At 67.4% G+C, this 13,123-nt stretch carries 11 protein-coding genes and 1 tRNA gene; all 12 read left to right on the top strand.

What is annotated here, in order from left to right; all coding sequences use genetic code 11:
* Positions 1-39: 39 nt before the first annotated feature.
* Positions 40-699 carry a DsbA family protein gene (locus E3O62_RS10340; protein WP_134398443.1) on the top strand — a complete coding sequence of 220 codons (660 nt, stop codon included), beginning with the start codon at positions 40-42 and terminating at the stop codon, positions 697-699.
* Positions 696-821: a hypothetical protein gene (locus E3O62_RS17340; RefSeq protein ID WP_255570036.1), complete on the top strand. Its 126-nt coding sequence runs from the start codon at positions 696-698 to the stop codon at positions 819-821. Before E3O62_RS10340 ends, E3O62_RS17340 begins: the two co-directional genes overlap by 4 nt.
* Positions 822-866: 45 nt before the next feature.
* Positions 867-2,039 (top strand): tRNA dihydrouridine synthase DusB, encoded by a 1,173-nt coding sequence (dusB, locus tag E3O62_RS10335; RefSeq protein ID WP_134398442.1) that lies wholly within the window; start codon positions 867-869, stop codon positions 2,037-2,039.
* The gene (locus E3O62_RS10330; RefSeq protein ID WP_241973424.1) at positions 2,032-3,282 is read left to right on the top strand and encodes a deoxyguanosinetriphosphate triphosphohydrolase; all 1,251 of its coding nucleotides are present in this window, start codon (positions 2,032-2,034) and stop codon (positions 3,280-3,282) included. Before dusB ends, E3O62_RS10330 begins: the two co-directional genes overlap by 8 nt.
* A gap of 94 nt (positions 3,283-3,376) precedes the next feature.
* A complete protein-coding gene (gene dnaG, locus E3O62_RS10325; protein ID WP_134398441.1) occupies positions 3,377-5,239 on the top strand; it encodes a DNA primase in 1,863 nt (620 codons plus the stop codon).
* Positions 5,240-5,405: 166 nt separating this feature from the next.
* Positions 5,406-7,043 (top strand): ABC transporter substrate-binding protein, encoded by a 1,638-nt coding sequence (locus E3O62_RS10320; RefSeq protein ID WP_134394121.1) that lies wholly within the window; start codon positions 5,406-5,408, stop codon positions 7,041-7,043.
* Positions 7,044-7,153: 110 nt separating this feature from the next.
* Positions 7,154-8,242, top strand: a complete 1,089-nt coding sequence (locus tag E3O62_RS10315; protein WP_134394120.1) for an ABC transporter permease — start codon at positions 7,154-7,156, stop codon at positions 8,240-8,242.
* A 1-nt stretch (position 8,243) separates the two neighbouring features.
* Positions 8,244-9,320 (top strand): ABC transporter permease, encoded by a 1,077-nt coding sequence (locus tag E3O62_RS10310; RefSeq protein WP_134394119.1) that lies wholly within the window; start codon positions 8,244-8,246, stop codon positions 9,318-9,320.
* A complete protein-coding gene (locus tag E3O62_RS10305; protein ID WP_134394118.1) occupies positions 9,317-11,005 on the top strand; it encodes an ABC transporter ATP-binding protein in 1,689 nt (562 codons plus the stop codon). Before E3O62_RS10310 ends, E3O62_RS10305 begins: the two co-directional genes overlap by 4 nt.
* A gap of 4 nt (positions 11,006-11,009) precedes the next feature.
* Positions 11,010-11,921 carry an ATP-binding cassette domain-containing protein gene (locus E3O62_RS10300; RefSeq protein WP_134394117.1) on the top strand — a complete coding sequence of 304 codons (912 nt, stop codon included), beginning with the start codon at positions 11,010-11,012 and terminating at the stop codon, positions 11,919-11,921.
* Positions 11,905-12,912, top strand: a complete 1,008-nt coding sequence (locus E3O62_RS10295) for a D-isomer specific 2-hydroxyacid dehydrogenase family protein (RefSeq protein WP_134398440.1) — start codon at positions 11,905-11,907, stop codon at positions 12,910-12,912. Before E3O62_RS10300 ends, E3O62_RS10295 begins: the two co-directional genes overlap by 17 nt.
* 64 nt (positions 12,913-12,976) lie before the next feature.
* Positions 12,977-13,049: transfer RNA gene (locus tag E3O62_RS10290), tRNA-Asn, on the top strand.
* Positions 13,050-13,123: the final 74 nt, after the last annotated feature.

The following is a 13,123-nucleotide window of genomic DNA, read 5'->3' as shown; positions in this document are numbered from 1 at the left end:
CCGGGAATACAACGTGGGGCACCATCGGTTGACCCCACAGTGAGTGAAACCATCAAAGTAGACATCTGGTCCGACGTTCAGTGCCCCTGGTGCTACATCGGAAAGCGCAAGTTCGAGGCCGGGGCGGCCCTGTTCGACGGGAACGTCGAGGTTGAATATCACAGCTTTGAACTCGCCCCGGATACCCCGGTCGACTTCGACGGCAGCCCCGTCGACTACCTCAGCCAGCGCAAGGGCCTGCCGGTCGCCGAGGTCGAGCAGATGCTCGAGCGCGTCACCGGCATTGCCGAGAGCGTCGGGCTGCACTACGACTACGACTCCGTGCATCAGACCAACACTGTCATCTCGCACGAGCTGCTGCACTACGCGAAGGCGCACGGCCGCCAGCTTGACATGAAAGAACGACTGTTGAAGGCCTATTTCGTCGACGGCCGCCACGTCGGCCGGATCGGCGACCTCGCAGACCTCGCCGCCGAAATCGGCCTGGACCGTGACGACGTTATCCGCGCCCTGACCGCCCACGACTTCCTCGCGGATGTCAAGGCCGACGTCGCTCAGGCCAACGCCTACGGCATCCAGGGGGTGCCCTTCTTCGTCATCGACGGCAAATACGGGATCTCCGGTGCCCAGGACCCCGACACCTTCGCCCAGGCCCTCCGCCAGGCGCACACCGAAAAATCCGAGGAGAAGAACACATGAGCGACGCACCCGACACCACCACCCCGGTCGCCCTCGCCGAGGCCGAGTCCGTCCCCACGATCGAACTTCTCGGCCAGACCGCGGCCGGCGGATGCTGCGGCGGCGGTTCCTGCGGCGTCTAGCCGGGTCGTCAGGTAGGCGTCCCGGCGTGGGGGAGAATTGAACGGATGACTTCCGTAACCCAGACCAGCCCGGCGAACCTCACGATCGGCCCGCTCACGCTCGACGTGCCCGTCGTTCTCGCTCCCATGGCCGGGATTACCAACACGGCGTTCCGTCGTCTGTGCCGTGAATACGGCGCAGGCCTCTATGTCAGCGAGATGATAACCTCCCGTGCGCTGGTCGAACGCACGCCGGAGTCGATGCGGCTGATCAACCATCACGCGAGCGAAAAAATCCGCTCAATCCAGCTGTACGGCGTGGACCCGAAGACTGTCGCCGAGGCAGTCACCCTGCTTGTGGCCGAGGACCGGGCCGACCACATCGACCTCAACTTCGGCTGCCCGGTTCCCAAGGTCACCCGCAAGGGCGGCGGCGCCGCCCTGCCCTGGAAGCTCGGGCTCTTCCGCCAGATCGTCGAGGGTGCCGTCACCGCGGCCGGTGACGTGCCGGTTACCGTCAAGATGCGCAAGGGCATCGACTCCGACCATTTGACCTATCTGGAGGCCGGCAAAGCGGCCGAGGGCGCCGGTGTCGCGGCCATCGCCCTGCATGCCCGAACGGCAGCCGAGTACTACTCCGGCCAGGCCGACTGGTCGGCCATCGCGACCCTCAAGAGAACCGTCACCAGCGTGCCCGTGCTCGGCAACGGCGACATCTGGTCCGCCGAGGACGCCCTGCGCATGGTCGCGGAGACCGGCTGCGACGGCGTCGTCGTCGGGCGCGGCTGCCTGGGCCGCCCCTGGCTGTTCGGTGACCTCGCCGCGGCCTTCCGCGGCGGCGAGTCCGGCGCGCCGGCTGCCAGGATCCAGCCCAACCTGGGCCAGGTCGCCGACGCCTTTCGCCGCCACGCGGTGCTCCTGACCGAGTTCTTCGAGAGCGAGGAGCGGGCCTGTCGGGACATCCGTAAGCATGTGGCCTGGTATTTCAAAGGCTACCCGGTCGGCGGCGACCTGCGGGCGAGCCTGGCCTCGGTCGTCTCGCTCGCGCAGCTCGACGATCTGCTGGGCACCCTCGACGGCGATCAGGACTATCCCGGCGAGGGCGCCGAGGGACCCCGGGGTCGGGCCGGCAGCCCGAAGAAAACCTCACTGCCTGAACACTGGCTCGACTCCCAGGAGCTTGTGTCGGCGGAGCGCGCCAATCTGACCGAAGGTGAAGGGGACACAAGCGGTGGCTAACGAGACCGGATACAGCAGGCACGACGAGGAACGCTGGCTGCCTGAGGAGCACGGCTCCCGGCGCAGCGATTTCGCTCGCGACCGGGCCCGGCTTTTGCACTCGAGCGCACTGCGCCGGTTGGCAGCGAAGACCCAGGTGCTGAGCCCGGCCGCCGGCCTTGATTTCGCGCGCAACCGACTCACCCATTCTCTTGAGGTCGCCCAGGTCGGGCGCGAACTCGCTCTGCGGCTGGGCCTTGACCCGGACATCGTCGACACCGCCTGCCTGGCGCACGACATCGGCCATCCGCCCTTCGGCCACAACGGCGAGAAGGCCCTCAACACCTGGTCCGCGGACATCGGCGGCTTCGAGGGCAATGCCCAGACGCTCCGCCTGCTCACCCGACTCGAACCCAAGGTCTTCGGCCGCGATGGCCGCAGCTATGGGCTCAATCTCACCCGGGCGAGCCTCGACGCGAGCTGCAAATACCCCTGGCCGGCCGACTCGTCGGTCGCCGATCCCAGCGGCCGCGCCAAGTACGGCTTCTACCCGGATGACCGGGAGGCCTTCGAGTGGATGCGCTCCGGCGCCGCGGAGCGCCGGCGCTGCATCGAGGCGCAGGTGATGGACCTCTCCGACGACATCGCGTATTCCGTGCACGACTTCGAGGACGCCGTCGTCAACGGCTACATCGACGTCGGCCAGCTCGGCAGCCGGACCAACCACGAGTCGCTTCTGGCCACGATGACCGAGTGGACCGGCGATGGTCTCTCCGAGGGGGACCTGGCCGACGCCTTCGACCGGCTCGACTCGCTCAACGCCTGGCTTGAGACGTGGTCGGGCAGCCGCCGCGACCAGGGCCTGCTGAAGAACCTGACCAGCCAGCTGATCGGCCGCTTCAGCGGTGCCGCCGTGCGCGCCACGCGCGACGCCAACCCGGGAGGCGACCTGATTCGGTTCGGCGCCCACGTGGTCGTGCCGCGGGAGGTCGAGGCGGAGATCGCCGTGCTCAAGGGCATCGTGGCGACCTTCGTGATGACGCGACAGACCCGCAAGCCCATCTACGTGGAGCAGAGGCAGGTGCTCACCCTGTTGGCGCGCACGCTGCACGCGACGGGGGACGAACACCTGGACGCGGGATACCGGGAGGACTGGCACGCGGCCGCCGACGCCGCAGCCCGCAAACGCGTCGTCGTCGACCAGGTCGCCAGCCTGACCGACCAGTCCGCGCTGGCCTGGTACGAACGCCTGGTAAAGCACTGACCTGCGCGAACAACAGCACGGACAGCACGGACAGCATCGCACAGAACGACGACACCACACCGAACACCGACACGGGCAGGACTAACATTCAGCTATGGCAGGCCTGATTCGACAAAACGACATCGAAGAGGTCAAGGCCCGCACCAACATCGCCGACATCGTCGGCGACTACGTGAGTCTCAAGTCCGCCGGCGTGGGATCGATGAAGGGACTGTGCCCCTTTCACGACGAGCGCAGCCCAAGCTTCCACGTGCGCCCCCAGGTCGGTTTCTACCACTGCTTCGGTTGCGGCGAGAGCGGCGACGTCTACTCCTTTCTGCAGAAGATGGACCACGTCAGTTTCAGTGAGGCCGTCGAACGGCTCGCCGGCCGGGTCGGTATCGAGTTGCACTACGAGGGCGGCGCCGGCGAGGCTCCCGACCACACCAATCGGGCCCGCCTGTACGCCGCCAACCAGGCCGCGGCCGACTTCTTCGTGGAACGCCTCGGCAGCCCCGGCGCCCTGGTCGGGCGTACTTTCCTCGGCGAACGCGGCTTCGACTCCCTCGCGGCCGCCCGGTTCGGGGTCGGCTTCGCCCCGAAAAGCTGGGACGAGCTCACCAACCACCTGCGCGCCAAGGGGTTCTCCACCGAGGAACTCACGCTGTCCGGTCTCGTCTCCAGCGGCGACCGCGGCGTGTACGACCGGTTTCGCGGCCGCCTGGTCTGGCCGATCCGGGACATCACCGGGCAGACCATCGGCTTCGGGGCGCGTCGCCTCCTCGACGACGACAAGGGACCCAAATATCTGAATACCCCCGAAACGCCGATCTACCACAAGTCCCAGGTGCTCTACGGGCTTGACCTCGCCAAACGCGACATCTCCCGAGGCCACCAGGTCGTCGTCGTGGAGGGCTACACCGACGTCATGGCCTGCCACCTTGCCGGGGTGACGACCGCGGTCGCCACCTGCGGCACATCCTTCGGGGTCGACCACATCAAGGTGCTGCGTCGCGTGCTCGGCGACGACAGCGGGGTCGGCGAGGTCGTGTTCACGTTCGATCCGGATGCCGCCGGCCAGAAGGCCGCCGTGCGCGCATTCAGCGAGGAGCAGCGTTTCTCCGCCCAGACGTACGTGGCCGTCGCGCCCGAGGGACTGGACCCCTGCGACCTGCGACTGCACCGCGGCGATGACGCCGTGCGCCGGCTGATCGACTCAAAAAAGCCCATGTTCGAGTTCATGATCCGGCAGTTGCTCGGCCAATACAACCTCGACACGGTGGAGGGTCGCGTCGCCGCGCTTCGCGCCGCGGCGCCAATCGTCGGCGACATCCGTGACCCGACCCTGCGACCCGGTTACACGCACGAGCTGGCGCGCATGCTCGGCATGGAGCTCGGCGAGGTTGGCAAGGCCGTCTCCGCCGCCCTGTCGCGCTCCCGGAGCACCGGTACGGCCACTCCGGGATCTCGGCCGGGGGAGAACGAGCCGGCGCCGCGGGAGCAGCCGTTCTCCATGATCGACCTGGCGACCGACCCGGTCACCCGGCTGGAACGCGACGGCCTGATGGCCATGCTGCAGCGCCCTACCGTCGTCGGGGTGGATCTGATCCAGCGCGCCGCGGCGACGAACTTCGTGAACACCTCCCTGGCGGTGGTGCGCGACGCCATCGCGGCCACCGCGCCCCACCACGACGCCGTCGACTGGCTCGACCGCATCGTCGCCGAGGTCCCGGCCACGCTGGAAAACCTGGTCAAGGAGCTGGCGATGGCTTCCCTTCCCGAACGCTCCGAACGCGAAATCGGCCGCTACGTGCGCGACATCACTGTGGCCCTGATCGACCGGGACCTGCTGCGTCAGAAGGCCGAACTGCTCGGCCGACTCCAGCGCGCGGATGCGACCAATCGCGACGTCTATGTGGCACTCCAGCGGGAGCTGGTGCGAGTCGAGGCCGAGCGCCGCAACCTCCGGGAGGAGTAGACCGCGCTCGTCTCGCCCGGCTTCTCCTTGGTTGCAGCTCGATAAAGATGCATCGTATTGCGCCGGGACACCGCGCATTCTGTGCTACTTCTTTTCCTACAGCAATGCTGGCCGCGCACGATTCCTGCGCCCGGCATCGGTTTTCTAGAGGAAGAGGCTCACGGCTATGGCATTCTCATCCACTTCACGCGCGAGAGGGCTCAGCGCCGCAGCGGTTTTCGCGGTCACCGCGTTGACCCTCGCGGGTTGCTCCGCCGGCGGAACCGACAACGAGACCAGCTCGGGTGGCGAAGCCATCACGATCGGCACGACCGACAAGATCACGTCGCTCGACCCGGCCGGTTCCTACGACAACGGCTCGTTCGCGGTGCAGAACCAGGTCTTCCCATTCCTGATGAACACGCCCTACGGCAGCCCGGACGTCGAGCCCGACATCGCCACGGCCGCCGCGTTCACCAGCCCCACCGAGTACACGGTCACCCTCAAGCCTGGTCTGAAGTGGGCCAACGGCAACGAGCTCACCTCCTCCGACGTCAAGTTCACCTTCGATCGCCAGTTGGCGATCGCAGACGACAACGGCCCCTCCTCGCTGCTCTATAACCTGGACAGCGTCGCGGCCCCCGATGACACCACGGTTGTCTTCACCCTGAAGCAGGCGGACGACCAGATCTTCCCGCAGATCCTGTCCAGCCCGGCCGGCCCCATCGTCGACGAGGACACCTTCTCGGCCACGAAGCTCACGCCGGACCAGGACATCGTCGACGCCAACGCGTTCGCCGGCCAGTACGTCATCACCAGCTACGACTTCAACAACCTGGTCGGCTACAAGGCCAACCCGGACTACGAGGGTCTCCTGGGCGCGGCCAAGACCGACGTCGTCAACGTGAAGTACTACGCCGACGCCTCCAATCTAAAGCTCGAAGTGCAGCAGGGCGATATCGACGTGGCGTTCCGTAGCCTGTCGGCCACCGACATCGAGGACCTGCGCGGCAACGACAAGGTCAAGGTCGTCGACGGCCCCGGCGGCGAACTCCGCTACATCGTCTTCAACTTCGACACCCAGCCGTTCGGCGCCAAGACCGCCGAGGCCGACCCGGCCAAGGCCCTTGCCGTGCGCCAGGCCGTGGCCGACCTCGTCGACCGCGACGAAATCGCCGAGCAGGTCTACAAGGGCACGTACACCCCGGTGTACTCCTACGTTCCCGCCGGACTGACCGGCGCCACCGAGTCCCTCAAAGGCCTCTACGGCGACGGTGAGGGTGCCCCCGACGTCGACAAGGCCGCGGCAACCCTCAAGGCCGCCGGTGTGACCGGTCCGGTAAAGCTCAATCTCCAGTACAGTAACGACCACTACGGCCCGTCGTCCGGCGACGAGTACGCCCTGGTCAAGGACCAGCTGGAAGCCTCGGGCCTCTTCACCGTCAACCTGCAGACCACCGAGTGGGTTCAGTACTCGAAGGACCGCACGACGGATGTCTACCCCGTCTACCAGCTCGGTTGGTTCCCGGACTACTCCGACGCGGACAACTATCTGACCCCGTTCTTCCTCGAAGGCGGCTTCCTCAAGAACCACTACAGCGACACGGTGGTCGACGCCCTGATCCTGAAGCAGGCCGTCACCGCCGATCCCGCCGAGCGCACCAAGCTGATCGAGGAGATCCAGGACAAGGTCGCCGCGCAGCTATCCACCGTGCCGCTGCTCCAGGGCGCCCAGGTTGCCGTCACCGGCCCCGATGTGACCGGAACCAGCGACACGCTCGACGCGTCGTTCAAGTTCCGTTACGCGGCGCTGGCCAAAGGTTAGTACGTCAACCGGTTAGAGTTTCTCTAATTTGAAACCCGGGGGCATCCAGCCGCTTGCGCGCTGGGTGCCCCCGTCACGGTCTAATCGCACAGTCCAATCGTTAGGCAGGAATGACCACTGTGACCACGCGCCCCCCGTCGCCCCGCGCGACGGGACGCAAGAAACGTCCCGCAACCGACGGCGGGATCGGCCGGTACATCCTGATCCGCTTCCTGCTGATCTTTCCCACCATCTTCATCCTCGTGTCCATGGTCTTCTGGCTGATGCGCACGACCGGTGACCCGATCACGGCCGCTCTCGGCGGGCGTCTCGGGCCCGAGCAGCTGGCCGAGCGCATCCAGGCCGCCGGCTACGACCGGCCCATCTTCGTGCAGTACATCGAGTACCTGGGCCAGGTATTCACCGGCAACTTCGGCACGACCATCAGCACCAACCGTCCCGTCTCCGAGATCCTGGTCACCTATGGGCTGGCCACGTTCGAGCTCGTCTTCTACGCCCTGGTCGTCGCGTTCATCGTCGGGATTCCCCTGGGCATGGTCGCCGCCTATTGGCGGGACAAATCCGCGGACGCCTTCCTCCGGGTTTTCGCTATCCTCTGCTACGCCACGCCGGTGTTCTTCTCCGGGCTGTTGTTCAAACTCGTCTTCGCCGTCTACCTCGACGTGCTTCCCGTCTCCGGGCGGGCCTCGACCAGTTCCGAGCTGCAGATGCAGCTGTTGCCGAACCAGACCGGCCTGTACACGATCGACGCCATCCTGACCGGGGACCCGACCGTGCTCGGGGACGTGCTCGAGCATGCCGTGCTCCCCGCGCTGACGCTTGGGCTGCTCACTGCGGGGGTCTTCCTCCGCCTCGTGCGCACCAACGTGATCGGAACCCTTGGCACCGATTACGTCGACGCCGCTCGCTCGCGTGGGGTGAGCGAGTTCCGCCTGGTGCGGAAGCACGCCTACCGGCCGGCCCTGATCCCGATCATCACCGTGATCGGCCTCCAGATCGCCCTGCTGCTCGGCGGCGCCGTGCTGACCGAGACCACCTTCGAATGGAAGGGCCTGGGCTTCATGCTCTCCGAGTTCCTCAAGGCCCGGGACTTCGTGGCGGTGCAGGGGATCGTCGCCCTGCTCGCCGTGATCGTCGCCCTCTCCAACTTCGTCGTCGATATCATCGCCGCACTGATCGACCCGAGAGTGAGGTACTGAGATGAGTGACGCCACCGCGATCTCCGCCCGGCAGAAGCGCAGCGTCTGGTCCCGCCTCCCCGTCGTGCACCAGCTCAGGCAGAGCATCGGACTCCAGCGCGGGATGCTGGTCGCCGGCCTGATCATCACCACGCTCTTCGTGCTGACCGCCATTTTCGCCCCCGTGCTCGCGCCCTACGGCTTCAGCCAGCTGCGCGACGCCGACGGCGCCTTCGGAGCCCAGCAGCCGCCCGGGGGCGCGCATCCGCTGGGCACCACCGTCAGCGGCTACGACGTGCTCTCCCGGGTGCTGTGGGGTGCCCAGACCGCCCTGTTCGTGATCATAGTGGCCGTCCTGCTGTCGATCTTCGCCGGGGTGTTCCTCGGGCTGGTGTCGGGCTATTTCGGCGGCTGGCTCGACCGAATCCTGGTGGTCGTCTCCGACGCCGTCTACGCGTTCCCGTCGCTGCTTCTCGCCATCGTGATGTCGATCGTCATCTCCGGGGGCAAATCCAACCTGATCGGCGGTGTGCTGGCTGCGGCGATCTCAATCACCGTGGTCTTTATTCCGCAGTACTTTCGGGTGATCCGCGCCGAAACGGTGCGGATCAAGGCGGAGGCCTACGTGGAATCCGCACGCGTGCTGGGTGCCGGCAGCGGCCGGATCATGTTCCGGCACGTGTTCCGCAATGCGACCCGCACCCTTCCGCTGATCTTCACCCTGAATTCGTCGGAGGCCATCCTGACCCTCGCGGGCCTCGGCTTCCTCGGGTTCGGCATTGAACCGACGGCCGCCTCCGAGTGGGGCTACGACCTCAACAAGGCCCTCTCGGACGTCACCAGCGGTATCTGGTGGACGTCACTGTTCCCCGGACTGGCCATCGTGCTCGTCGTGCTCGGCATCACACTGGTCGGCGAAAGCCTCAACGACCTGGCCGATCCCCGCCTGCGCGGACGCCGCGCAGTCGGCCAGTCGGCCGGGATCGTCGCGCAGACCTCGGTCGTTCCCGGCGGCACCCTCGTCGCCGGCCCCGGCGGGCTCGGCGGACTGGAAGGCGCCGCAACCCATCCCACCGAAGGACTCGAGGACCGACCATGACCGACGTGCTCACCATCACCGATCTGGGCATCTCGTTCGCGACCGACGCCGGAGCCGTTCGGGCCGTTGACGGCGTCACCCTGCGGGTCGCTCCCGGCGAGGTCCTGGCCATCGTCGGCGAGAGCGGGAGCGGCAAGACCGTCACCGCCAAGACCATCCTCGGGCTGTTGCCGGAGACGGCGACCGCCTCCGGGGCCGTCATCCTCAGCAGCAAAGACGGCTCGAGCGAGAGCAACGTCATCGCGCTCAGCACCGCCCAGCTGCGGCAGGTTCGCGGCACCGACGTCTCCATGGTGTTCCAAGAACCCTCGACCGCGCTGAACCCCGTCTTCACGGTGGGTTGGCAAATCATGGAGGGCATCCGCGCGCACGGCCAGTTCAGTCGCAAGGAAGCCCGCAAGAAGGCCATCGAGATCCTCGGGCGGGTCGGTATCCCTGACGCGGAAACCCGCGTCGACTACTACCCGCACCAGTTCTCCGGCGGCCAGAAGCAGCGCGTCGTGATCGCCATGGCCCTGGTGCTCGACCCCGGCCTGATCGTCGCCGACGAGCCGACCACGGCGCTCGACGTGACCGTGCAGGCCGAGATCCTAGACTTACTGCGCCGCTGCCGCGATGAATTCGGCACGGCGATCGTGCTCATCACCCACAACATGGGCGTGGTCGCCGACCTCGCCGACCGAGTCGCGGTGATGTACCAGGGCAAGGTCGTCGAAGAGGCGGATGCCCAAACCCTCTTCCGCTCGCCGCAGAACGACTACACGAAGAAGCTGCTCGCCGCCGTGCCTCACGTGGGCCAGGGGGTCGTGCACGCCGCCGCCCGTGCCACGGCCCGCGCGGCCGACTGGGAGCAGCAGGCGCCGGTCGTCGTCGCCGACCAGCTCCGAATCGAATACCCCGGCCGGCTCGGCCGGTCCGGTTTCACCGCCGTCGACGGCGTGAGCTTCCTGATCCGGCCCGGTGAGGTTCTCGGTCTGGTGGGGGAGAGCGGTTCCGGTAAGACCACGATCGGGCGGGCCATCGCCGGCCTGACCCGGGTGACCGGTGGCTCCCTGACCGTGATGGGCCACGAGATGAACGGGTTCAAGGAACGTGCGTTCCGGAAGTTCCGCAGCGACATCGGGTTCGTCTTCCAAGACCCGGCGTCGAGTTTCAACCCGCTGCTGACCATCGCCGACTGCGTCGCCGAACCGTTGGTGGTGCACGGTCGGGCGAAGAACGCCGCCCACGCCCGCCCGCGGGTCAACGAGCTCCTCGAGGCCGTGCAGCTGCCGCGTGCCTACGGCGACCGCTACCCGCACGAGCTGAGCGGCGGCCAGCGCCAGCGCGCGAGCCTGGCACGGGCGCTCGCCCTGGAGCCGCCCCTGCTGATAGCCGACGAGCCCACCAGCGCTCTCGACGTCTCCGTGCAGGCGCGGGTGCTGGAGCTGTTCGCCGATCTCCAGCGGGAGTTCGGCTTTGCCGCGCTGTTCATCAGTCATGACCTGGCTGTCGTCGACCTCGTCGCGGACCGGATTGCGGTGCTGTACCGCGGAAAACTGGTCGAGGAGGGCACCAGCGCCGAGGTTCTCGGTGCACCCAAGGATCCTTACACCCAGCGGCTCCTGGCCTCCCTGCCCGTGCCGGACCCGGCCGAGCAGGCCCTGCGCCGGGAGGGACTGCGCCGGCTGCGTGAGGCAGGATAGACACATGATCCGCGGCGCCGCACCGACAAGTCCGACCAGTCCGATCTCCACCAGTGACCTGACGGTCGAGTACCCGCCCCACGGTGCCAGCGGCGCATTCACGGCCGTGCGTGGCCTTACCCTGCAGATCGGGGCCGGTGAGGTGCTCGGACTGCTCGGGCAGAGCGGTTCGGGCAAGAGCACGCTGGCCCGGGTTCTCTCGGGCGCCGCGTTCAGCCACGGCGGCGGAGGCACCGGCGACGTTCGACCAGAGATCACCGGGGGAGAGGCGACGGTGCTCGGGTACCGGCTCCGTGGCATCCGTCGGCGCAAGCTGGCCCGGCTCACCTTCGGGGTGGGGCACCTCGCCCAGGATGCCGCCGACACGCTGCCCTCGACTCTGACGGTGGCGGAGATCGTGGCCGAGCCCGTGCTCGACCGAGACCGGCGCTACGACCGGCACACCCTCGACGAGCAAGTGGCGACCATGATCGACGCGGTGCGGCTTCCGTTGTCGGTGCTCACCAAATTCCCCTACGAGCTGAGCAATGGTCAACGTCAGCGGGTGGCGCTGGCCCGGGCGCTGGTATTCGGGCCGTCGGTCCTGATCGCGGACGAGCCGACGGCCGGCGTCGACGCCACCGTCCGGGACGCCGTGGTCGACCTGATCGGCGAGCTGCAGCGCGAGCGGGCCTTCTCGGCGATGGTGATCAGTTCCGACCTCAGCGTGCTTCGCCGGGTCGCGGACCGAATCGCCGTGCTGCACCAGGGCGTGCTGGTGGGGCTGGGTACGATCGACGAGGTGTTCGACGACCCATGGCACCCGTATGTCGCCGGCCTGGCTGCGGCTCTGATGGGGGAGGCGCCGGACGAGGAGAACGACGACGACAACTACGACTACGAGAGTGAATCCGACGAACATGTCATCGAAAACTGAATTCGTGCAACACCAGGCCGTTCTCGCCGACGAGGTCACGCCCCTTCCGGCGCACCGACGGCCGGCCCCCGGTCCGATCACCATCCTGCCGCGGCCGGAACCGGCCTTCTCCCGGGCGGTCGAGGCTGCCGGGGGAACCGTGACAGAGCTCTCCGGCGAGACCCGCGGACTGATCTGGCTGGACTACGGCCGGGCCGACGAGCTGCGCGCCACCCTGCACGCGTATCCCGGCATCGGGTGGGTGCAGCTCCCCTGGGCGGGCGTCGACGCCTTCAGCGGGGTGCTGGCCGGCCTGGACCGCCCGGACCTTCTGTGGACCAGCGCGAAAGGCGCGTACGCGCAGCCCGTCGCCGAACACGCCCTGGCTCTCACCCTGGCGCTGCTGCGGGTGCTGCCGAAGCGCGTCCGGGCCAAAAGTTGGAGCACGCTGTCCGAGGGGCGCTCGCTCTACGGCCTCAATGTGACCATCATCGGTGCTGGTGGGATCGCCCGTGAGCTGATCCGCCTGCTCGAGCCTTTCGGCACCCACGTCACAGTGGTGCGCCGCAGCACCGAGCCGGTGCCCGGTGCGGCTCAGACGGTGGTGACGGACGCCCTCTCCGGCGTTCTCCAGACCAGCGACGTCGTCGTCGTGGCGGCTGCGCTCACGGGCGGCACCCGCCACCTGATCGGCCGGGCCGAACTCGAGCTGATGCGGCCCGAAACGGTGCTCGTCAACATCGCCCGCGGCCCGCTCGTCGATACGGACGCTCTGGTGGCAGCGCTGGCCGCAGGAACCATCGCCGGCGCTGCCCTCGACGTGACCGATCCGGAGCCGTTGCCGCAGGGGCATCCGCTCTGGGCCGAGGCGCGGTGCCTGATCACACCGCATTCGGCCGACACGCCCGAGATGACCGCCCCGCTCCTGGCCGAGCGGATTCGCCTGAATGTGGTTGCCTTCCTTGCGGATGGGCGGTACGTCGGCGTCGTTGACCCTCGAATCGGTTACTGACGGTTGACGCCGATTTGGCAGATCGCCAACTTTTGATAAAGTGGTAGAGCTGTTCCAGCAACATTCCTCGATAGCTCAATTGGCAGAGCAGCGCACTGTTAATGCGCAGGTTCTTGGTTCGAGTCCAAGTCGGGGAGCGAAAGGCCACCAAGGGCTCCACCCCTGGTGGCCTTTTTTGTATCCCGTTCACTTCCGTGCGACGCGGTCGCAG

This window comes from Cryobacterium sp. TMT2-15-1, assembly GCF_004402345.1.
Taxonomy (GTDB): Bacteria; Actinomycetota; Actinomycetes; order Actinomycetales; family Microbacteriaceae; genus Cryobacterium; species Cryobacterium sandaracinum.
This window is presented reverse-complemented; position numbering and strand designations above follow the sequence as displayed.